Source organism: Ruminococcus flavefaciens (assembly GCF_900108555.1).
Lineage (GTDB): Bacteria > Bacillota > Clostridia > Oscillospirales > Ruminococcaceae > Ruminococcus > Ruminococcus flavefaciens_P.
Genome location: NZ_FNWV01000001.1, coordinates 356,657 through 377,284 on the forward strand (window position 1 = coordinate 356,657; position 20,628 = coordinate 377,284).

General features: G+C 43.1%; 23 protein-coding genes and 1 tRNA gene. 8 read left to right on the forward strand and 16 right to left on the reverse strand.

From position 1 onward, the window contains the following. Nucleotides 1-56 precede the first annotated feature (56 nt). Both BLW60_RS01505 and BLW60_RS01510 read left to right on the forward strand, forming a co-directional pair. A complete protein-coding gene (locus BLW60_RS01505; protein ID WP_074714137.1) occupies nt 57-707 on the forward strand; it encodes a CpXC domain-containing protein in 651 nt (216 codons plus the stop codon). A 123-nt stretch (nt 708-830) separates the two neighbouring features. Beyond that, nucleotides 831-1,898 carry a GGDEF domain-containing protein gene (locus BLW60_RS01510; RefSeq protein WP_074714138.1) on the forward strand — a complete coding sequence of 356 codons (1,068 nt, stop codon included), beginning with the start codon at nt 831-833 and terminating at the stop codon, nt 1,896-1,898. 18 nt (nt 1,899-1,916) lie between these two features. Here the strand turns inward: BLW60_RS01510 and BLW60_RS01515 are convergent, their stop codons facing one another. Beyond that, complete coding sequence (locus BLW60_RS01515; protein WP_074714139.1) at nt 1,917-2,807, reverse strand: polysaccharide deacetylase family protein; 891 nt, start codon at nt 2,805-2,807, stop codon at nt 1,917-1,919. A 130-nt stretch (nt 2,808-2,937) separates the two neighbouring features. On the opposite strand from BLW60_RS01515, the gene spoIIP reads away from it, so the two are divergent. Both spoIIP and BLW60_RS01525 read left to right on the forward strand, forming a co-directional pair. Further along, entirely contained in the window at nt 2,938-4,101 is a 1,164-nt protein-coding gene (gene spoIIP, locus BLW60_RS01520) for a stage II sporulation protein P (protein ID WP_074714140.1), read from the forward strand. Nucleotides 4,102-4,105: 4 nt separating this feature from the next. Continuing rightward, nucleotides 4,106-4,411, forward strand: coding sequence for a hypothetical protein (locus BLW60_RS01525; protein ID WP_074714141.1), 306 nt, complete (start codon nt 4,106-4,108; stop codon nt 4,409-4,411). Here the strand turns inward: BLW60_RS01525 and BLW60_RS01530 are convergent. Continuing rightward, entirely contained in the window at nt 4,394-4,849 is a 456-nt protein-coding gene (locus BLW60_RS01530; RefSeq protein WP_242872804.1) for a hypothetical protein, read from the reverse strand. The two genes, BLW60_RS01525 and BLW60_RS01530, sit on opposite strands and share 18 nt — an antisense overlap. Before the next feature lie 192 nt (nt 4,850-5,041). Here BLW60_RS01530 and BLW60_RS01535 point away from each other — a divergent pair. Next, a tRNA-Arg gene (locus BLW60_RS01535) sits at nt 5,042-5,113 on the forward strand. A gap of 347 nt (nt 5,114-5,460) precedes the next feature. Further along, on the forward strand, nt 5,461-6,195 hold the full coding sequence (locus tag BLW60_RS16655; protein WP_242872805.1) for a dockerin type I domain-containing protein: 735 nt from the start codon (nt 5,461-5,463) through the stop codon (nt 6,193-6,195). 94 nt (nt 6,196-6,289) lie between these two features. Here the strand turns inward: BLW60_RS16655 and BLW60_RS01545 are convergent, their stop codons facing one another. From BLW60_RS01545 to BLW60_RS01595, 11 genes are all read right to left on the reverse strand, one after another. Continuing rightward, nucleotides 6,290-7,054 carry a DUF4190 domain-containing protein gene (locus BLW60_RS01545; RefSeq protein WP_074714143.1) on the reverse strand — a complete coding sequence of 255 codons (765 nt, stop codon included), beginning with the start codon at nt 7,052-7,054 and terminating at the stop codon, nt 6,290-6,292. 17 nt (nt 7,055-7,071) lie between these two features. Further along, nucleotides 7,072-8,019, reverse strand: coding sequence for a homoserine O-acetyltransferase MetA (gene metA, locus BLW60_RS01550; protein WP_074714144.1), 948 nt, complete (start codon nt 8,017-8,019; stop codon nt 7,072-7,074). A 21-nt stretch (nt 8,020-8,040) separates the two neighbouring features. Beyond that, on the reverse strand, nt 8,041-8,421 hold the full coding sequence (locus BLW60_RS01555; RefSeq protein WP_074714145.1) for a hypothetical protein: 381 nt from the start codon (nt 8,419-8,421) through the stop codon (nt 8,041-8,043). A 1-nt stretch (nt 8,422) separates the two neighbouring features. Beyond that, the gene (locus BLW60_RS01560) at nt 8,423-9,154 is read right to left on the reverse strand and encodes a pseudouridine synthase (protein ID WP_074714146.1); all 732 of its coding nucleotides are present in this window, start codon (nt 9,152-9,154) and stop codon (nt 8,423-8,425) included. A gap of 14 nt (nt 9,155-9,168) precedes the next feature. Beyond that, nucleotides 9,169-10,320: a D-alanyl-D-alanine carboxypeptidase family protein gene (locus tag BLW60_RS01565; RefSeq protein WP_074714147.1), complete on the reverse strand. Its 1,152-nt coding sequence runs from the start codon at nt 10,318-10,320 to the stop codon at nt 9,169-9,171. Nucleotides 10,321-10,382: 62 nt separating this feature from the next. Then, on the reverse strand, nt 10,383-10,817 hold the full coding sequence (locus BLW60_RS01570; protein ID WP_074714148.1) for a GerW family sporulation protein: 435 nt from the start codon (nt 10,815-10,817) through the stop codon (nt 10,383-10,385). Nucleotides 10,818-10,827: 10 nt separating this feature from the next. Continuing rightward, on the reverse strand, nt 10,828-11,781 hold the full coding sequence (locus tag BLW60_RS01575) for a hypothetical protein (RefSeq protein ID WP_074714149.1): 954 nt from the start codon (nt 11,779-11,781) through the stop codon (nt 10,828-10,830). Between the two features lie 20 nt (nt 11,782-11,801). Further along, nucleotides 11,802-12,386 carry an SMC-Scp complex subunit ScpB gene (gene scpB / locus BLW60_RS01580; RefSeq protein WP_074714150.1) on the reverse strand — a complete coding sequence of 195 codons (585 nt, stop codon included), beginning with the start codon at nt 12,384-12,386 and terminating at the stop codon, nt 11,802-11,804. Then, nucleotides 12,356-13,111 (reverse strand): segregation and condensation protein A, encoded by a 756-nt coding sequence (locus tag BLW60_RS01585; RefSeq protein WP_074714151.1) that lies wholly within the window; start codon nt 13,109-13,111, stop codon nt 12,356-12,358. The genes scpB and BLW60_RS01585 overlap by 31 nt, the downstream gene beginning before the upstream one ends. Nucleotides 13,112-13,126: 15 nt before the next feature. Further along, nucleotides 13,127-13,819 carry a zinc metalloprotease gene (locus tag BLW60_RS01590; RefSeq protein ID WP_242872806.1) on the reverse strand — a complete coding sequence of 231 codons (693 nt, stop codon included), beginning with the start codon at nt 13,817-13,819 and terminating at the stop codon, nt 13,127-13,129. Nucleotides 13,820-13,879: 60 nt separating this feature from the next. Continuing rightward, nucleotides 13,880-14,611, reverse strand: coding sequence for a site-2 protease family protein (locus tag BLW60_RS01595; RefSeq protein WP_074714153.1), 732 nt, complete (start codon nt 14,609-14,611; stop codon nt 13,880-13,882). Between the two features lie 217 nt (nt 14,612-14,828). Between BLW60_RS01595 and rpmB the strand changes: the two genes are divergently transcribed. Both rpmB and BLW60_RS01605 read left to right on the forward strand, forming a co-directional pair. Next, a complete protein-coding gene (gene rpmB, locus BLW60_RS01600) occupies nt 14,829-15,014 on the forward strand; it encodes a 50S ribosomal protein L28 (RefSeq protein ID WP_019678047.1) in 186 nt (61 codons plus the stop codon). 248 nt (nt 15,015-15,262) lie between these two features. Continuing rightward, nucleotides 15,263-16,609, forward strand: coding sequence for an MATE family efflux transporter (locus BLW60_RS01605; protein WP_074714154.1), 1,347 nt, complete (start codon nt 15,263-15,265; stop codon nt 16,607-16,609). Nucleotides 16,610-16,662: 53 nt separating this feature from the next. Here BLW60_RS01605 and BLW60_RS01610 read toward each other — a convergent pair whose 3' ends face one another. The 3 genes from BLW60_RS01610 to BLW60_RS01620 form a co-directional block, all read right to left on the reverse strand. Then, entirely contained in the window at nt 16,663-17,058 is a 396-nt protein-coding gene (locus BLW60_RS01610; protein ID WP_074714155.1) for a pyridoxamine 5'-phosphate oxidase family protein, read from the reverse strand. 42 nt (nt 17,059-17,100) lie between these two features. Then, complete coding sequence (cysK, locus tag BLW60_RS01615; protein ID WP_074714156.1) at nt 17,101-18,030, reverse strand: cysteine synthase A; 930 nt, start codon at nt 18,028-18,030, stop codon at nt 17,101-17,103. Between the two features lie 359 nt (nt 18,031-18,389). After that, entirely contained in the window at nt 18,390-20,399 is a 2,010-nt protein-coding gene (locus BLW60_RS01620; RefSeq protein WP_074714157.1) for a class I tRNA ligase family protein, read from the reverse strand. Between the last annotated feature and the right edge of the window lie 229 nt (nt 20,400-20,628).

Genomic DNA, 20,628 nt, shown 5'->3' on the forward strand with positions numbered 1-20,628 from the left:
ATACTATAATTGTAAAAAGCATTATTTTATGATAATCAAAGAAAAGAGGAATTTCTATGTCTAAAAGTCATATGGAAAAGATAAAATGTCCAAAGTGCAGCCATGAGTCGGAAATGCTCGTATGGGAAACTATGGACACAAAGACCGATCCTCAGATAAAGGATATGATAAGAAGCGGCGAAGTTTTTGCATGGCGCTGCCCTCACTGCGATAACAAGTCACTTATCTTCTACCCTACTCTTTATCATCAGGTTAAGGAGAAGTACCTGCTTTGCTATATCCCCGGCAATCCCTCATCTGCTGTGGAGTATATGAAGACTATCAACGAAAATAACGAAAGCGGTTACGATTTCAACGAAGAATATACAAAAAGAGTCGTATCCGATATCAATCAGCTCCGCGAAAAGCTCATGATCCTCGATGAAGGTCTTGATGACCGTATCCTTGAGATAATGAAAGTATTCGCTATCGCCGAATTACAGAAGAACTTCCCCGACCTCAGTGTTATGGAAATATACTTCAACAAGGAAGAGGACGGCTCACACAGCTTCGCAGTTAAATTCGACAACAATGAGTGGGGCAGAACAGACGTTGATAAAAAGTCCTACGATCAGGTCGCTGAGTCTTTCAAGGTCCCACTTGCTGTCAATGACGAGTATCTTATCGATACAGAATGGGCTTTATCCGTAATAGAAAAGGAAATATGAATATTTTTGTACTGTGTGTACACTTTTAATAAAATATTTGTCGAATTTTTGTGAAAACTCTTGATTTTATTTAAAAGTTATGTTATAATAATTATAACATCTATTTAACAGGAGGGTGAGCATATGATCAGAGAAATTGTCCAGATGTCTTACCTTATAATCGTTGCAAATATTTCACTATTTCTGTTTTTAACATTTAATTCCACTGTAAGCAATAAGATCAAAAATCTGTTTTTAATAGGCACTGCTATATCTTTGGTAATGCTTATATGCAATATAATTGCATACACTTTTCAAGGGACGGGAGAGTGCCTGACGCTTCTGAAAATAAACAGTGCTGTCAGCTACTCGGTAAGCGGTCCGATAATACTGCCATTCATTTATATCTCAGGCGTTATCTCAAAGAAAATAAGGATAACTCTGTTGATATTGGCAGGTATAAACTGCATAGTCTGCATAATCAGTATTTTCAACGACTGCGTATTCAGCTTTGATGAAATGGGCAATTCTTCCTTGAAAACTTTTGCCGCTATACCGTTTATTTTCAGCATGATATACCTTTGTGTACTTCTTTCGGCTTCATTTATCAAATTCAGGCTTGGTCTGAGGCTGGAGAGTATTTTCCTTACAGTTCTCAGTATCGCTATTTTATCAGCGACCTGCCTCAACACATACCTCCACTTCAAATATCTCATAAGCGGAATGGCTACTCTGAGCTGTATATTCTATTATCTTTTCTTTACAACTCAGACTCTTACACGAGATGCAATGACAAGCGCACTGAACAGACACTGTTTTTACAGAGATATCATGACTATGAGAAAACATCAGATGTTCGTTATCTCTATGGATCTGAACGGTCTTAAACAGATAAATGATAACCTTGGTCACGATGAGGGTGACAAAGCTATTCTTGCTGTTTCCGAAAGTACATTTGAAATAATTCCTTCAAGATGCAGATTTTACAGAATGGGCGGAGATGAATTCGAGATATTATTCCCGTCAGCTTCACGTTCTGATACCGAGATCATGATGCAGAAAATAAAGGAAGCCGTACACAGCAGAGGCTACAGCATCGCAATGGGCTGCGGTGAATACAAAAAAGGCATGGACCTCGACGAGCTTATTAAAGAGATCGATGCTATGATGTATGAAGATAAAGCACGAATGAAAGCCTTACAAGGTCTGTGATAAACGATCCCCGAGTCTTTAAGATTCGGGGGATTTTTTTGTAAGCTCATACATATACTCTTCTGTCGAGACAAGTCCGCTGCGGTTATTGCGGAAGATACCGTAAAGGCAATCGGGAGAACGTGTTATATAGTTCATTCCCTCACGGCAGGTAAGAGAGACTTTTATGCCGTTATCACGAAGTACGGGGAGACTTTCGCGGCAGAGCGCACCGAAAGGATAGGCAAATACAACAGGTGAAATACCGCAGTTGTCATGGAGCTCGGTATTGAGCAGACCTATATCTGTACTGAGCATAAATGCGTATTCTTCTGTAGTCTCCCCTGCTTTTATTGCGCAGCCCTGTCTGTGACTGTCACGGGAGTGCATATCGTAAGTATGACTGCCTATCTCTATGCGTTTTGAAGCGATGAGCCGGGATATATCTTCCCATGTGAGGTAAGAATAAGCATCTGCATGAGGATCAGCAGGTGCATAATCATCTGTGTATCTGCCAACAATAGATACAACAGCGCACATATCATATTTTTCAAGCAGAGGCAGTGCTAAGGACAGATTATTGTAAAAGCCGTCATCAAATGTTATAAGCACAGGCTTTTGCGGAAGTCCGCCCGTATTGTTGGTATAGTCTATGAGCTGCTGTGCGCTGACGCTTTCGTAGCCGTGCTCTTTCAGCCATATAAGATCGCTTTCAAGCTGTAACGGAGATACTATATAATCTGCAGGAGGCTTTTCGCAAACGCTGTGATACATTATTACAGGCAGCGGAACAGGCTTTTCCACAGCAGTTTCTGCGGCAGTTGAAAAAGTTGATCGCAGAGAAAAAAATACGGCACAGCATACCGCAATAAATATCAGGAACAAAATTGCGCTGCGGCTTGCTCTCTTTAGTCCGAAGCATTTGTACATCGTCATCACCTCTCAATATCTTATGACGGAAAATACTGAAAAATGACGGTGAATAAGGAGCTGCTCATATCATATACTCATGGCATTGAGAATATACTTATTTCAGAGGAATTAATTGTGAGGTGAGTATATGACACGCCATAAACGCAGAAAAATCAAAGGAACGATCAAGTGTATAACAGCAGTTATACTTCCTGTTGTCATAGCTTCGGGAGTTAACGGAGTATCAAAGCTCATGGCAGGTCTTTCCGATACAAGTGCTTATACCATTGATGAAACTGTAAATTCATCTGCAAAGCATATTGAGGTAACTTCCGAAAGCATAAGCAAGATCAAGAAGCAGGACGAACTCCTTTCGGGCAGTATGATACTCTCGGAGGGCTACGGTGTCGAGGACGAAAGCGCAAAAGATACAGATCTTTGCAGGCTTCCCGATCCCCTTGACATGAAAGCCGACAATGCAGGTGAAAAACCTTATCCGACTTCGTGGAATACTGACGGCGATATTGTTCGCCTTACCTATGACAGATACAGCGGCAATGCTTTTTTTGACCTTGAAAACGGCGGACAGGTCAATAATAAGACTGATATCCCCAACGAAACACTGATGAGAGAAAGCAGCTATCTGCCGAATTTTACCGTTACGGATACAGACGAGCCGCTTGTACTCATTTACCATACTCATACGACAGAAAGCTTTGAGCCCCATGTCCGAGAGCACTATGACAGCTCCTTCAACTATCGTACTACCGATAACACTAAAAATGTTGTAATGGTCGGCGATGCCATACAGGCTGAACTTGAAGCGCAAGGGATAGGAGTTATCCACGCGAAAACCATTCACGATTATCCGTCATATAACGGCTCTTACGGGCGCAGCCGCGAGACGATAATGCCCATACTTGAAAAGTACCCCAGCATAAAGGTAGTCCTCGATATACACAGGGACGCAATATCCGCCGAGGGAGTGGCATACCAGCCCTTTGCAGAGATAGACGGCAAAGAAGCTTCACAGATAATGATAATCTCGGGCTGCGATGACGGCACGCTGGGTATGCCCAATTATATGGAGAATTTCCACTTTGCCTGCACCTTGCAGCAAAAGCTTGAATCAGACTATGCAGGACTTACCCGTCCCATACTTTTTGACTACAGACACTATAATCAGGATCTTACCAACGGAAGTCTGCTCATTGAAGTAGGTTCACACGGAAACACGCTTCAGCAGTCACAGTATGCAGGACAGCTGTTCGGACATTCATTGGGGCAGCTTCTCAATTCTATGAAAAGGTGATAAAATGCGAAAACATAAAAAAAAGACCACCCTCACAGCAGTATTTCTTTACCTGCTTCTGAGCGGCGGTTCGTGGATGTTCTTAAATTCTTATGCTAATTCCCATAATCAAATGAACGAGAAAAAGATGATACCTGTGGGAATAACCGTAAACGAAGATAAAGCCTCTGTGGAGATACTGGATCATCACAGAGAATTCAGTCTTTCAGTTATATCCCCTGACAGCAGCAGCTATTGTGCAGCTTATCTTGCCTCACCCGACGAATTAAGGGCTGCGGCATATATCATTTCTTTATGTATAAAGCTTTGACTGCATAGTCTCATAGAATGCATTGAGTTCCCCTGTATAAATAAGATCAGCTCCGGGAAAAGTCCTGAAATCATCAGGCTTGTAAAGACAGAAGGCTTTTTCAAGCGGAATTCCTATTTTATCCATTGTGTAAGCAACAAACTGCGAACAGACGAAGCTTCTTTCGCGTTTCCATTCGATATTGAAGTAAACAGCAAGAAGTCCGAGCAGATTGTAGGAATATACCTTACGATGTTCCTCAAAGTGATTGATGAGTATATTAAAGGCTTCTTTCTGAGCGTGAGAGACCTTTATGCGGTATATTTCACAAGGAATGTTATGAAACTGTCCGAGAGTGCCCTTTCCTACGACTTCCTTATTGAATGTCGCAGGCAGCGGAAACGGTCTGTATGTACGGCAGAAGCTATACATTTCGGTAAGATCTACATCACCGGACATAGAAACATGATTGTAAGGCTTTTTTGTAAAAAATTTGAAGAATCGTGCGGGTCGCGTACCAGTCTGCGCAACTATAAGATAAATATAGTCCCCCAAAACGTTCCCTCCTAATTTATTTTTTATAATTATAGCATAAATGCTTGCAAATTTCAAGAGTTTTTGATATAATAATAAAGTACATTTACTATTTACGCGCCTGTAGCTCAGTGGATAGAGCATTGGCCTCCGACGCCATGTGCGCTGGTTCGATCCCAGTCAGGCGTATACCAGAATGGCGAAATATAGCCATAAAGTAGAAAGAGCGATCATCTGATATGTGTTTATTTCTGTCAGTTTTTCGCTCTTTTTATGTAATATATCCGTAATATTATTTGTTGGATTTGACAATTTTTAAGGCAGATAGATATAATAATTCGTTTGTCATTTTTTGCTTACGGCAAACAAGACGGTGTATATATCTAAGCACATTCTGTATATGATATGCATAATGAAAGAAGCAAACATTTTGTACATTCGCACAAAAATTCAATTAAAGCATTGACATTATACATATATAATGTAATCAGCAGAACCACTTATAAACTTTATTCATTAATCAAGGAGGTTTTTATATGAAAAAACTAATTACAAAGATATTGGCAGCAGGAATGATCTGTTCATCGCTTTTTACAGCTAATTTCAGCGCATATGCCGAGGACAAAGCCGCTGTATCGGAAAAGTCCGATCTCGCAATAGCAAGAGCATCTCTTTATTTTCCGACCTTACAATCATCAATAAAAGGCTGCTTTATAAACAGTGACGGAACATATGATGTGACATTTGATGCAAAAGATTATGCAAGTGAACTGGATCGTACTTCAGTGTCCTTATATATAGATCCTCTTACCCCGTTTTATCTTGGCGGAAAAGGTAATGTAAAGCTGACCATAGAAGAAGTCTGGCTTGACGGAATAAAATACGAGGGTGAGCTTGCAGGCAAGCCTGTTAATGGCTGGAAGACTCATCAGCCTACAGATTACTGCGTTATCACATCATTATGCGATCTGAAATATACTGATTCTAAGGGCTTCGACTTTAAAAATACTGTCAGGATAGTATTTAACATTTCGGGACTTACCTTACCAAAGCTTGAAAACGGCAGATACCGCGGAGACGTAAACGGCGATAATAAAATAGACGCTGTTGATGCTTCGCTTGTATTAAAGCATTATGCTGACACTTCCGTTGGCAACAGCAGTTCACTTAATTCCGAGCAGGCAGCCGCAGCGGATATAAACAACGACGGCTTGACTGACTCCAATGATGCATCATCAATACTAAGTTATTATTCACAAACTTCTACATAATAAAAAGCTCTCCTATCGGAGAGCTTTTCTTTTCTGTTATGTTAAGCAGCGATATCCGTAACGCCATACGTACCGCAGTGCATATAAAGCTTATCTACACTACCGCCACAAGGTCGTTTCCGCTGTACCTCGCGCTGTTTCTGTCTTTTTTCGTATCGTTCTCATAATAATATGAACGGCCGCTGTTCTGGTTCTTCTTCTGATTTTTTATAAATTCAGCAAAGAGCTCATCAAAGCTGTCATAACCCATTCTATTCCAGTACTTGTCGTACTTAGGATCTCTGTACTTCTCATACTGCTCGGGGATAGTACCGTCTCTGTCGTATTCCTCGATGATCTGCGTACTGTGTTCTGAGAAATAAACCAGATCAGGACCGATCTTATATACAAGGAATCCGATATAAACAAAGAATATCAATGAAATAACTGAAACTATAACGCCTATTACTGCAAAAGCTGTTCCTTTTCTCTTTCCGACAAGTGATATGAGCGAAAAGATAAGACAAAGCGGAACTGTTACTATGCTGAGCATCGTCGCACAAAACATCAGATTTACAAGCGATATGACAAACGACGCAATTGCGAAGCCTGCTCCCTTTCTCTCAGCTATGCCCTCATTGTTGTACATATTGTACTGAGGATATCCGTTATAATTGCCTGTGAACGGATTATTGCCGTTGTATCCGTTATTATAGGGATAACCGCCGTTCTGATTGCTGTACTGACCGCCATTGCCGTAGCCGTTATACTGATTTCCATTATTCTGAGCATTATACTGCTCACCATTGCCATAACCGTTATTCAGGTTATTAGTATTGTTATTCTGATCGTTATTATTCATGTTGTTAAAATCATCCATTATATTTGCTTCTCCTTTTACAGACTTGTCTGCCAGTTCCAGTTGCGCACCTCAAGCTCATCAAGATTATAAGGAGTTTTTTGGTAAACGCAGTAGTTGAGCCAGTTTGAAAACATAAGATTAGCCGTACATCTCCACGAAAATACAGGTACATTATCAGGATTGTCCCCGGGGAAATAATTATACGGTATCTGTATATCTATGCCTTTCTCAACATCACGTCTGTACTCGTTTGCTAATGTATCTCTGTCATATTCCGAATGACCTGTGATAAAATACTGTCTGCCGTTCTTATTGGCAACGATATGAACTCCTGCTATATCGGATACAGTAAGTATCTCAAGCTGAGGTATACGTTCGATGTCCTCACGGCGCACCTCGGTATTTCTCGAATGAGGAACATAGAATATATCATCAAATCCTCTGAGGAGCTGACAATTGCTCACCTCTGCCCTGTGTGGGAAGATACCGAACATCTTATGGTCGAGAGTATACTTGGGTATACCATAATGGTAGTAAAGTCCTGCCTGAGCAGCCCAGCATATATAAAGAGTGGAAAAAACATGAGTTTTTGACCATTCCATTATAGTGCATATCTCGTCCCAGTAGTCCACCTGTTCATAGTCAAGGAGCTCAACAGGCGCACCCGTGATTATCATGCCGTCATAGCGGTCATCACGTATCTCATCAAAGGTCTTGTAAAACGACTCAAGATGATGCACAGAAGTATTCTTTGAAACATGAGATGCCATCTGAAGAAGGTCAACGTCCACCTGAAGGGGCGTATTACTGAGAAGTCTCAGAAGTTGGCTCTCTGTTTCGATCTTTTTGGGCATGATATTGAGGATAACGACTTTAAGCGGTCTTATATCCTGATGCTCTGCCCTTTCCTTCGACATTACGAAGATATTTTCTTCTCCAAGCGTTTTGAATGCCGGAAGCTCTGAAGATATCCTGATTGGCAATCCAAATCGCTCCTTTCATATTTATTCTTTCTTGCCTTTACAGTGTTCACAGCCGTTCATAAAGCTGCCAAGATCAGTACACTGTCTGCTGTCTCCGACTACAAATCGGAGCTTTTTCAATACATCAAATTTGCTGCTGTCAGAAAGCTCGAACAGCATATGATTTATCCCTTTAAGTACGCTTTTCAGCATTACCGAACGCACAAGACCGTCACAGAGCATCATATCTCCGCCGTCGTCATAATCATATACGACCGTCCTGTCTGTACCGTAGGAATAGGCTATAAATCCGATAACATCGCCCTTGTCAAGAGCCTCGGTTATATGGAGCTCGGCATTTCCTGCTGCCTTTTTGAGCTCATCATAGCCGACCGTATCAAATCTTTCCTGTATCTCCAGCATATTACTTCTCCTTGCCGATAGCGTTTCTTATAGCACGCAGTTCATCGGGAGTAAGTTCTCTGTAAGTACCCGGCTTCAGCATACCCAGCTTCAGCGGACCTATGCTTATGCGGCGAAGTCTTGCAACTTCAAGACCTACAGCCTCGCACATCTTACGTATCTGACGGTTCCTGCCCTCTTTAATGGTCATGAGCAGGACTACTCTTCCCTCTTCCTTTGTCTTTACCACAACAGAAGCAGGAAGTGTCTTTTTGCCGTCTATCTCAACGCCCTCGGAAAGCCTTACAAGCTGTTCATCGGTTATATCGGGACGAACGGTAACACGGTATGTCTTTGAGATATGGCGGCTTGGGTGCATGATACTGTTTGCAAATTCGCCGTCATTGGTAAAGAGGAGAAGTCCCTCCGAATTTCGGTCAAGACGACCTACGGGATAGACACGCTCCTCAACATCTTCAAGGAGATCCATGACGCAGCGTCTGTCAAGCTCGTCTGATACAGTAGTAACATATCCTCTCGGCTTGTTCATCATAAGATATGTGAAGCTGCGCTTCTTCGGCATATAGATACGCTCACCGTCAACGGTGATGATATCTTTGAAGCCGCACTTGTCTCCAAGCTTTACAGGGTGACCGTTGAGCTTGACTCTGCCCTGTGTTATAAGCTCCTCAGCTTTTCTGCGGGAGCACACGCCGCAATCGGCTATCATTTTCTGTATTCTTATTTTTTCCACTTTTTATCCAATCCTTAACGGGAGAAAAAGCTCCCGAGTATTTCTTTGAATTTCGTAAATATACCTTTTTTCTCAGAACTCTTTTTAATAGCTGCCGAAACACTTTCAGCAGCATACAGCGGAACTGTGTCCACCTCTCGTCCCATAAAGCTTATACGCAGTCTTGCCGCTTCATCACCGTACTTTATTGGAGCATAGACAAATGGCGCAGAGAGCAGTGTGAACTTTATATCATCTTCACTGCCTGCAACTGTGCATATCTTTACAGAGCTGTTCTTCGGTACAAGACGAAGCTTGTCACTTGTCCCGCCCACCATATCAACAGTCATATCCACAGGAAGAACCGCATCAAGTTCGCGGACCGTATCAAAGCCATAATCGTACATGGCTATATGATCCTCCCAGTCATTGCGGTCATTGAGAGTAACGCAGATAAGGTCTTTTCCGTCCCTTTCACAGGCGGATACGAGACATCTTCCAGCTTCATCGGTAAAGCCTGTCTTAACGCCGTAAACTCCCTCATACATTCCCAGAAGCTTATTGGTGTTTTTCAGCCACCTTGCATACGGCGGAGCACCAAACTCAAGCTTTATGCTTTCCTTTGAGCAGATACTGCGAAAAATATCGTTCCTGAGAGCTTCACGGGCAAGCATAGCCATATCATAGGCTGATGAACCGTGTCCCTCGCCCTCAAGTCCCGAAGGAGTGACGAAATAGGTCTTTGAAAGTCCCATTTTTCTTGCACGGTCGTTCATCATCTCAGCAAATCTCTCTATACTGCCTGCTATCCTTACAGCCGCCGCATTTGCAGCGTCATTGCCCGAAGGAAGCAGCATTCCGCAGCACAGAGCATACTTTGTAACGATATCCCCTTCCTGCAAGCCCATTGATGAACCTTCAACCTTTATGGCATCGCTGTCGACCACGAATTCATCGTAAAGTCCGCCGCTTTCAAGGCAGAGCAGAGTCGTCATTATCTTTGTGGTGCTTGCCATAGGCAGCTTTTCCGTGCAGTTCTTTGCGTACACTACCTCGCCTGTATCGGCTGAGATAAGTACAGCTGCCTTTGCTGATATTTCAGGCTCGGAAGCTGCATGGGAAATGCCAAAGCGTACACTTACTGCTGTTATTATAAATGCCGAAAAAACAGCTATTGACCTTTTCATAGGCATACCTCCGCATAATATACTTCATGCTAAAGGATATGCCGCTGTTCAAGGGATTATTCTCAGTTGATAGAAACGGACTCGTCAGTGATACCGTCTGTTACGACTTCTTCGCCGCCTTTTTTCTTCTTGTTGATGAAGCCGCTTACCTTTTCGATTATCATAGGTGCTTTCTCGATAGCATTGCTTATCGGATCGTTTGAGCCTTCCATATTCACCATTTTAGCTGCTCCGTCAGGAGAGATAACGAGAAATCCCTCAGGCTTTATTGATACGCCTGCACCTGCTCCGCCGCCGAAAAGATCCTTGTCATACTTTGAAGGAAGATCAGATCCGCCCGAAGCAAAGCCGTAGCTTACCTTTGATACAGGGATTATCGTAGTTCCGTCGGGAAGCTTTATAGGCTCGCCGATAATGGCATTAACATCTGCCATTTCCTTTATCTTTTCAATTGAAATACCTAAAAGATCACTTACCGGTGTTTTGTTTGCACTCATGTTTTATACCTCACTTCTGCCTTGCGGCGGATTTTTTCATTTTACGTTTTCTTAGTTTTTCAGGTAAGAATGTTCTGAATAAATATGTTATCAGGAACCAAGCTCCTGCAATAACCATTGTTCCCAGTCGGAAATAAAGCTTTCCTGCTGCGTCCCAGCGTCCCTTTGAGACACCGAAAGCAGGTCTTACATCTATAGTTTTCAGCCTTACTGTGAACAGCTCGCTGAAAAATGCGATGCCGTTATAAATGAGAGCCGAATACTTTCCGTATTTGAGGGCACAGTCACAAGCGTCCTCATCGGCTATCTCAAAGTCGATATACAAGTCTTTCAGCTTGAAGCCCTTGAATATTTTCAGCATAGGACGCTGTGCGCTTTCCCATATATCAACTATTTTCTCTATCTTGTCACCGATAGACGACTTTTCCTCGTCCTCAGCCTTATCCTCATCTTCCTCATCATCGAAAGGATCATATTCGGGATCTTCGTCCTTTTTATGCTTCGGTTTCTTTTTCTTCTCGTCTTTGCCGACAGCTTCCGAAACAGACTCTGTATCCGATACAGTATTGCCTGTAATACTTTCGCTGACAGCTTCGGAAGAAGTACTTCCCTCCGCCTTTATATCAGCCTCGGGATCGTTTACGGGGATATCGTCAAGCTCCTTCTCCCATTCGTACTTTTCCCGTTCTTTTTTCTTCTTAGGTTTTTTGTCCTTGATAGGCTTTGGCTTTTTGGGTTTCTTCGGCTTTTGCGGCTTGTCCTTTTTCTTTGCTTTGCGCTTTTTCCACCAGCCGTAAAGACCGCCGCCCTCCGAGTTCATTATATCAAATATCCACAGCTTCACCTTATACGTGAACTTTCCGTCGATATAGCTGAACTCTCCTCCTGCGGGAGTTATGAGAACTATGAGGATAATGCCCAAAACGGCAAGAAGTATATACAGCAGAATTTTTAGTACGATCATTCCTGCCGCTCCTTTCGTTATTATTCAGTATTTTGCTGTGACTCAGCTGTTTCTCTTGCGATGAATTCATCCTCGGTCTCCAGTACAAGATCACTCTGTCCCGGTAAAGGCGGAAGATCGGCTGTTGAACTAAGTCCGAAGCTTCTAAGGAACACGGAAGTAGTCCTGTAGACTATAGGCTTTCCCGGTACGTCAAGCCTTCCTGCTTCTTCAACGAGACCTTTTTCAACAAGGTTGTTGATAACAGACGAACTGTCTATACCGCGGACATTTTCAACAAAGCCCTTTGAAACAGGCTGATTGTATGCGATTATTGTCAATGCCTCCATAGCGGCATTTGAAAGCGGTGCAGATCTTTTGGTCTCAAGAGCGGCACGTACCTGCGGAGCGAACTCCTCACGGGTACACATCTGGTAGCTGCTGTCGAATTTCTTTATGCAGATACCGCTGCCATAATCATCGTATCTCTCATTGAGAAGCCTTATCATAGACGGGAGTGTACCTGCGTCAACGCCGCTTGCCTCGGAAAGACGATATATTTCAATAGGTTCGCCGCTTGCGAACAGGATAGCTTCTATTGCTCCGAGCTTTTCCTTGATCTCCAAGTTTTTCTCACTCCGTTCTGTTTTTCTTTGAAGAATATTTTCATATTGTCATCGCTTATGGTAATTCGTCCGTGTCTTGTAAGTTCAAGAACTGCAAGAAATGTAGCAACTCTTGCCGAACGGTCTGTAACTCCGTCATAAAGCTTGTCCATATATACCTCGCCTGTCTCATAGAGCTGTCTGAGGATATGGACGACCTTTGTCATTACCGAAACGATACGGCGCTTTACCACGGAATTGATCTTATTCTCAACGTGGAGCTTTGCGTGTTCGGACTTGATATTTTTAAGCGATATTGCGCTGTAAGCGATCGCAAGTCTCTCAGGCTCATGCACAAGGGTATAAGTCATATCCGCTTTTATCTTCATAGGGCTGCGGACAAAGATATCTCCGCCCACGAAAGCATCTGCAAGCTTTTGTGCAGCTATCTTGCAAAGCGAATACTCAATGAGCGCGCCTTCCAGCTCACGCTTCATCTGTTCAGCCTCCTCGGGCTGCGGAAGAAGCGAGGCAGTCTTTATATATATGAGCCTTGCAGCCATTTCAAGGAATTCGCCTGCAAGCTCCAAATTCTGCTCATGCGCCTGATCTATATAGATAAGATACTGCTCCAGCAGCTTGGATATCTCGATATCGCATATATTCAGCTTATGCTTTGCTATAAGGCTGAGAAGCAGGTCGAGAGGTCCTTCAAAGACCTCAAGCTTGAATGATATACTTTCCATACACTCTCCGAACTATTAATCAATTACCGCGTCAAATCTAAAGATATACCTCAATATCTTTTCGGTCATCTTGAAGTAATCAAGGCGGAAGAAGATAAGCTGATTAAAAAGCTTTGCCCAAAGATCAGAAAGGAAACCTATGAGCGAAAGCTCACCGTCAGTTATTATTGCAAGCAGGAATATACCGTAAAGGATCATTCTTGACCAGTACATTATCTTCTGATAATGGCTGAAATACCAGCGTCTGAACTTCGGCCATGAGAACTGATAGAATATCTGGAAACCGTCAAGAGGCGGCAGCGGCAGAAGTGCAATGACTCCGAATGCAAGACACGATTCTGCTGCTTCTGAAAGTATAAAATATATGCTTGCAAGCAGGAATGACGAAAACGAGATGCTGAAAATAAGTATTGCGAGATTATAGAGCAGGATATACATGAAAAAATATGCTATAGGTGCTGCCAGTGAGATAAGGGTTATATCTCGCTTCATATGCTTCATGTTTGAAATATCATGCTTCATTTCATGACCGAAGCCAAATCCGAACACTATGACCATCATCATTCCGATCCTGTCGGTATGTCTCCTGAAATCAAGACTCAGCCTTCCGTCACTCTCAGGCATCCTGTCTCCCAGCATCTTTGACACCCATGCCTTGAAAAAGCAAGCCGCAGGCATAAATGCTGTAAGAAGCAATCCTCTGCTCAATAGAATAAGTAAAAATCGGTAAAACTTTTCCATATGATCTCTGTATCTCCAATGCTGTGTTTATTTTATCATCAAAGGCTCGATCCATTCAACAGATTGCCATATCAGTAAATTCACACTGTTTACTGCTCTGTCAAACGGCCGGCTTATCTCAGGGATATTTGCTGCGAGCATAAGAAGAACAAAAAATGCAGTGCTTAGCTGACGCTGATGCTCATATATCCAGCGATCAGCGTTAACAGGCAAAAATGCCCTTACAAGATTAAAGCCGTCCAGCGGCGGCAGAGGTATCAGATTAAACATGGCAAGAGCTACATTGATATAAACAGAATAGATCAGCAGCATCAGTACCGCACAGAGTATATTGTGCTCACTTCTCATCATCTCTGCAAAGCTGTCGAAAGATGTATTCAGAGTCTCTTGTCCTGCCCTTGTGCAGATCAGAACTTCATATACCAAAGCACAGAGAAAAGCTGATATAAGATTTGAGAGCGGACCTGCCGCAGATATAAGTGCATAGCTTGCACGGCGATTTTTCTTGAGGTTAGAAAAATTAACAGGCACAGGTTTAGCCCAGCCAAGCCCCAGGAAGAGCATGAGTATAAGACCTGCAATATCAAGATGAACGATAGGATTAAGTGATATTCTTCCCTTTTTTTCTGCCGTATCATCTCCGAGCCATTTAGCCATGAGGGCGTGTGCAGATTCATGTATAGGGATTATAAGAAGAAATACTATTGTCCTTATGGCATATTGTATAAGATCATCAGTTGTAAATCCACCGAGAAACATTATTTATCCTTTCTTTTGCCGAGCCAAAACACTCAGCCAATAGTTATACAATATATATTATACAACATAGCGGCATATATTTCAAGTAAAAAAAGAGATTTTACAGGTGCGAAAAAAATTTTTTTGTTTTTTTTTAAAAAACACTTGCTTTTTTTCTCATAATGTGATAGAATAATCATGTTGTATTTTTACAGGTTAGTTAAGGAGGTGCAACCTAATGGCAAAATGTGATATCTGCGGAAAGGGCGTAACCTTTGGTATCAAGGTTTCCCACTCACACAGACGTTCAAACAGAACATGGAAGCCTAACGTAAAGCGTGTTAAGGCTATCGTCAAGGGTACTCCTTGTCATATCTACGCTTGCTCAAGATGCTTACGTTCTGGTAAGGTCGAGAGAGCTTGATCATGAAGAAGTAAATAAAGAGCGTTCCATTGCGGAGCGCTCTTTTTTCGTTATACCCGAACTGTTCGTTTGGGCTTGTATTTGGTCATTTTATAATATAAAAAGCATATAGCTCTATTGTAATTTCATCATTTATCCAAAATCGCTGCAAAAGACTATTATTTTCGGTCATTTTGTGATATAATAAAAAATGTGAATTACAATATTCACATGACAAAATGTTTAAATGGGGGGTAAACATTTAAATAATGAACATTAAACCAATACGTAATGATCTTATCAGGTACATATTGGCGAATGTTATCAGCTCTATCGGTGTATCAATATATATTCTTATTGATACGTTTTTTATTTCCAAGGGTATGGGGGCAGAAGGACTTGCCGCATTAAATCTTGCTCTGCCGGTCTTTAACTTTCTTAACGGTTTCGGACTTATGCTCGGTATGGGCGGCGGAAGCAAATTCTCTATGCTTTATTGCAGAACTGAACGCATCGAAACAGACAGGATATTTACCAATACATTCATATCCATGCTGGCTGTCAGCGCAGTTTTTGAGATAACAGGCATTTTCTTCTCAGAACAAATTACACATTTACTCGGAGCAGACGCAGTTATTTTCAGACTTTCACACGATTACTTAAAGACCATATTACTATTCTCTCCTGCTTTCCTGATGAACAATATCATGGCTTGCTTTATGCGCAACGACTGCGCACCGCGGCTTGCTATGCTGGGAATGCTGAGTGGTAGCCTTGCCAATATAATACTCGATTATGTATTCATCTTCAAGCTCGGTATGGGCATGAAGGGTGCTGCACTTGCAACGTGCATCTCCCCTTTCGTAAGTATGAGCATAATGAGTATCCACATAATAACGGGCTGGAATGCTTTCAGTCTGAGGTTGATGCGTCCTTCATGGAGCATTATCAAGGAGATAGTCTCACTGGGACTTCATTCGTTTTTCACGGAGATATCGGGCGGCTTGGTGCTTATGATATTCAACTTCGTGATATACCGCCTTATGGGCAATACAGGAATTGCCGCATACGGTGTCATAGCCAATATCGGTATCGTCTTTACAGCTATATTTGTGGGACTTTCCAGCGGTATCCAGCCGCTTCTGTGCCGATATCACGGCAGAAAGGACAGTGCCGCAATAAAATATACTCTGCGGTTGTCTATTAAAATAGCAATTGCATTGGCTGCTTTGTCATATGTGCTGATATATACACAGACATCGAATATCGTAAATCTGTTCAACAGCAGCGGCGACAGCAAAATGCAGGAAATCGCAGAAAACGGACTCAGGATATACTTCCTGTTCATGCCGTTCATGGGTATCAATACCATTATGTCGGTGTTCTTCATGTCAGATGAGATGCCCCACAGTGCTCAGTTCATATCGCTGCTGAGAGGAACTTTCCTCGTTATCCCTGCTGCGTTTATAGCCTATTTCCTGCAAAGCATAGGGCTTGTATGGCTGGCTGTGCCAATATCGGAGCTGCTTACAATGATATTGGCAGTTGGTCTGTTCCACCTGCGCAAAAGAAAAAAGCGCGCAGAACAGCTGTGGCTTGCATATAACAAGATATAAAAAAATCCCGAAAGGAGTCATTTGCGGCTTCTTTCGGGTCTTTTTTATAATTATCAGAGTATACGCTCAGGCTCTCCGACAGGAGGCATGATAAATGCTGTTGCATCTTCAAGGTGGAATATCTTCATCTTGAAGCCTGTCTGCTCGTTGTATATCTGCTTGAGAAGCGGACTTGTCGCATACATTGCCTCTGTATACTTCGGATCATCGTCAAAAACGATCTTTCCTGTGTAGCGGAGCCATACTCCGTCAGGCTTGCAGGCAACTATCTCGCAGAGAGGGTTTGCGAGCATCTGTCTGTAAACAGCCTTGAAGTCACCAACTGCAAACATTACCTTGCCGTCCATTTCAATGTGTGAACCGAAAGGTCTCAGCTTAGGTTGTGCTCCATCATTTGTTGCAATGAAGAACATTCCTGCTTCAGTAAGAAAATCGTAGATCTTGCTCATGTTAAATAAACCTCCTTATATTATCGCCCTGAGACGTTATTATCAGTCCTCAAAAAGCGGAGTCGAGAAATATCTCTCGGCTGTGTCGGGAAGTATAGTTACAACAGTCTTTCCCTCACCCAGCTTCTCGGCAAGCTTCAGAGCTGCCGCAACGTTGGTACCGCTTGATATACCGCACATTATTCCCTCTTTTGAAGCGAGATCCTTTGCGGTCTGTATAGCTTCCTCATCGGTAACTATATATATATCGTCGTAAATGTTCTGATTAAGTATATCGGGGATTATACCGTCACCGATGCCCATTTGCAGGTGTGTGCCGATGTTTCCGCCTGCAAGGATAGCTGCGTTTTCAGGCTCGACTGCCCATATTACCATGTCGGGATACTGAGCTTTAAGAGCTTCACCGATACCTGTGATAGTACCGCCTGTGCCAATTCCCGAGCAGAAGCCGTCTATCTTTACTGCTGTCTGCTCAAGTATTTCAAGTGCTGTGTGGAATTTATGTGCTCCGATATTGTTAACGTTTGAAAACTGCTGGGGTACGAAAACATTTTCGTCCTCTTCCGCCATTCTCAGTGCTGTATCAAGGCACTCCTGTATGCACTTGCCGATATCGCCGTCATCATGGATAAGTATTACCTCTGCACCGTAGTGTTCTACGAGCTTTCTGCGCTCCTCACTTACGGAATCAGGCATTATTATAATTGTTTTATAGCCCTTGACAGCTCCCACCAGAGCAAGACCTATGCCCTGATTTCCGCTTGTTGGCTCAACGATTATGGTATTTTCGTTTATTTTGCCTTCTCTTTCGGCATGGCGTATCATATTGTACGCTGTACGTGTTTTTATAGAGCCGCCTACGTTCAGTCCCTCAAACTTAACGAGAACATCTGCGTTACCCTTTTTGTTCATTCGGTTAAGCTTTATCATCGGAGTATGTCCCATAGCTTCCAGAACGTTATTATAAATCATCTCATGATCTCCTTATGTCATAATTGCATTAGCATTATAATTATACTATACTTCTGTGCAAAAGGCAAGGACTTTTTTGCACACAGTAATATTTATTTTCTATTTTACTAACCGCAATATACTTTTGAAGTTATATGCATGAGTTTATAACAAATGTTTTATACACGAATAACAATTTTTTTCATTTATAAATGAATAAATGTGCTGCTACTATCTACTCACTTGCGGAACGCCGAGTGTGCCTCCCTACAGTATAGGGAGATGTCCGAAGGACAGAGGGGCACAGCTCCTGTTGGGAGGCGTTCCCTACGCTAAGCACAAAAAACTAGGGACGACCTATGGTCGTCCCTACAATTCTATTATTCTTCGGCAGAGGCAAACTGGCTCTCGTGACGGGTGAAGAAGTCCGTTCTCGGAGGCAGGAATTTCAGCTTATGGTCATTGCCTGTGAAATATGTCAGCGGTTCGAGGATAGTATCCCATGACCAGATACGCTCGTCAACTTCCAGATACTCGCGGAGCTTCTCAGTTCCGAACGGCGCCATTGGGTGAAGAAGTACGCCTGCAATACGTATCATATAGAACAGGTTCGCAAGCGCCTGCTTTAATGCTTCCTTGTCGGGATATTCGCCGTTAAGTGCCTTTGCCATGTACTTGCTTCCGTTTCTGATATAGCTGTCAAGCACGTATGTACACTGGTGGAATGCGAATTTCGACATATGTCTCTCGTAATCAAGTACAGCCTTCTTTGCATCTGCAAGGAACTTCTCCTCAGGAGCATTATTCGGCATAACGCCGTCAAGCTCCTTCTGAGCTGTATAGAAAGCAGTACGTATCATACGGTTGTATACGTTTGAAAGGAGGAGTCCGTCCTTTACAACAGGATCTGCGTCCTCGGGCTTAGCATCGGGATTATAAGGCTTTGGCATGAAGCTTACGGAACGCTGTCCAAGACCAAGTCCAAGCCAGTGCATACGGAGCTGCTCGGGAGTATAGTGGTTGAGCAGGTCGTCAGCCATAGGCGGCTTTACTGCACCCGAGCTTGAAGCCTTCTTGTCAAGGAAGAGGATATGATGATTTGCTACGATAACAGGAAGCTGTAACTCTCCGTCAGCAGGTGAAGCTGTCTTGTTCTCGCTCTCCTGCTGTGCCATCCACATTGCAGGCTCTGCGATACCGTAGAAGTAAATATTATCCTGTCCGATGAACTGATAAACAGTAGAGTCCTTGCTGCACCAGTAATCGCGCCATTCTTCCTTGTCGTGACCGATAGACTCCAGATATGTCTCTGTAAACGAGATAGGAGCCCAAAGAGACTCAGGCCATACCCATACAGTAAGTCCGTCAACGCCGTCCATAACAGGTGCAGGAACGCCCCACTCGATATTGCCTGTAAGGCGGAAAGGAACGAGAGTCTTACCTGTTCTGTAGCGTATACCGTTTTCAGTGAGTATGCGGCAGGCTTCATCACAGTCCGAAAGCTTTGTGAACTCGATAGTGAATGAAGGCTTCTTAGGCTCTTCGAGGTAGTTGTGCTCAGGCATGGAAGCCTTGATGCCCATGTATTTTTCCTCAAATTCGCGCTTTATGTAAATAACAGGGTTCTTTAAGAACTCGTCGATAGTTTTCCACACAACAGGACGGATATCCTTACGCTTTTTAAGCTCCTCTACCCAGTCTTTCATGAGCTGCTCGTAATCGCGGAGCTTGAAATACCAGTTTGTAACAGGCTTCATGGTAGGAGTCTCGCCTGTGAGAGTACTTACAGGGTTTATAAGGTTCTCAGGCATATACTGATGTCCCATGTCGCATTCGTCTGCGTAGCCCTTTTCGGAAGTACAGCCGTCTACAGGACATTTACCGATGACCTGTCTGCCGTTGAGGAACACACCTGCTTTCTCGTCAAAGAACTGCATGGTTGTTATCTGATTCAGCTGTCCCTTTTTGTGGAGTGAGCTGATAAAGCGGTCTGTAACGGAAGCGTGTATCTCCTTGGAGCGTCCGAGACCTGATGCTGCGAAGAGATTGGGAGCTATACCGTAAGCGGCAAGGGTATCCTTCTGCTTGTTGTGGTTCCTCTGAACGAAGTCCTCGAGAGAGCCCTCAAACTCGCCGTTCTTGACCTTTACACGCCAGCCCTCTGCGATAGGTGAACCGTAACAGTCAGTACCGCTGACGAATATAACGTTCTCCTTGCCTATGCGGTCTCTCAGGAAGCGTGCATAGGTATCCGCAAATACCAGCATACCGCCAACGTGACCGAAGTGGAGCTCTTTATTGCCGTATGGCATACCGCCTGTGACTACTGCCCTTTTCGGGAACACAGGACGGGGTATCTCAAAATTCTTTTTTTCTTTATTGTCTGACATTTTTATTATCCTCTTTTCATATTTACATGAAAAAATGTATCTGATATAATAATATTGAAAGCAGAAATGCTATCACAGATGAGGGAACCTCCGCTATTCTGGGCAGAGGCACTTCCTCATCTTTTTTTGTATGGGAGCCCGCCCTCGGGCTTCCGTCAAAATTAATATGTGATCCATGCGGGAGGGCGAGGGCGCCCTCCCCTACAATGTGTCATTTATAATGCTTACG

What these genes read in the sequence shown, in the direction of transcription:
- BLW60_RS01505 (WP_074714137.1), top strand. Translation starts at nt 57, where the DNA reads ATGTCTAAAAGTCATATGGAAAAGATAAAATGTCCAAAGTGCAGCCAT.
- BLW60_RS01510 (WP_074714138.1), top strand. Translation starts at nt 831, where the DNA reads ATGATCAGAGAAATTGTCCAGATGTCTTACCTTATAATCGTTGCAAAT.
- BLW60_RS01515 (WP_074714139.1), bottom strand. Translation starts at nt 2,807, where the DNA reads ATGTACAAATGCTTCGGACTAAAGAGAGCAAGCCGCAGCGCAATTTTG.
- spoIIP (WP_074714140.1), top strand. Translation starts at nt 2,938, where the DNA reads ATGACACGCCATAAACGCAGAAAAATCAAAGGAACGATCAAGTGTATA.
- BLW60_RS01525 (WP_074714141.1), top strand. Translation starts at nt 4,106, where the DNA reads ATGCGAAAACATAAAAAAAAGACCACCCTCACAGCAGTATTTCTTTAC.
- BLW60_RS01530 (WP_242872804.1), bottom strand. Translation starts at nt 4,849, where the DNA reads ATGTCCGGTGATGTAGATCTTACCGAAATGTATAGCTTCTGCCGTACA.
- BLW60_RS16655 (WP_242872805.1), top strand. Translation starts at nt 5,461, where the DNA reads ATGAAAAAACTAATTACAAAGATATTGGCAGCAGGAATGATCTGTTCA.
- BLW60_RS01545 (WP_074714143.1), bottom strand. Translation starts at nt 7,054, where the DNA reads ATGGATGATTTTAACAACATGAATAATAACGATCAGAATAACAATACT.
- BLW60_RS01555 (WP_074714145.1), bottom strand. Translation starts at nt 8,421, where the DNA reads ATGCTGGAGATACAGGAAAGATTTGATACGGTCGGCTATGATGAGCTC.
- BLW60_RS01565 (WP_074714147.1), bottom strand. Translation starts at nt 10,320, where the DNA reads ATGAAAAGGTCAATAGCTGTTTTTTCGGCATTTATAATAACAGCAGTA.
- BLW60_RS01570 (WP_074714148.1), bottom strand. Translation starts at nt 10,817, where the DNA reads ATGAGTGCAAACAAAACACCGGTAAGTGATCTTTTAGGTATTTCAATT.
- BLW60_RS01575 (WP_074714149.1), bottom strand. Translation starts at nt 11,781, where the DNA reads ATGATCGTACTAAAAATTCTGCTGTATATACTTCTTGCCGTTTTGGGC.
- BLW60_RS01585 (WP_074714151.1), bottom strand. Translation starts at nt 13,111, where the DNA reads ATGGAAAGTATATCATTCAAGCTTGAGGTCTTTGAAGGACCTCTCGAC.
- BLW60_RS01595 (WP_074714153.1), bottom strand. Translation starts at nt 14,611, where the DNA reads ATGTTTCTCGGTGGATTTACAACTGATGATCTTATACAATATGCCATA.
- rpmB (WP_019678047.1), top strand. Translation starts at nt 14,829, where the DNA reads ATGGCAAAATGTGATATCTGCGGAAAGGGCGTAACCTTTGGTATCAAG.
- BLW60_RS01605 (WP_074714154.1), top strand. Translation starts at nt 15,263, where the DNA reads ATGAACATTAAACCAATACGTAATGATCTTATCAGGTACATATTGGCG.
- BLW60_RS01610 (WP_074714155.1), bottom strand. Translation starts at nt 17,058, where the DNA reads ATGAGCAAGATCTACGATTTTCTTACTGAAGCAGGAATGTTCTTCATT.
- cysK (WP_074714156.1), bottom strand. Translation starts at nt 18,030, where the DNA reads ATGATTTATAATAACGTTCTGGAAGCTATGGGACATACTCCGATGATA.
- BLW60_RS01620 (WP_074714157.1), bottom strand. Translation starts at nt 20,399, where the DNA reads ATGTCAGACAATAAAGAAAAAAAGAATTTTGAGATACCCCGTCCTGTG.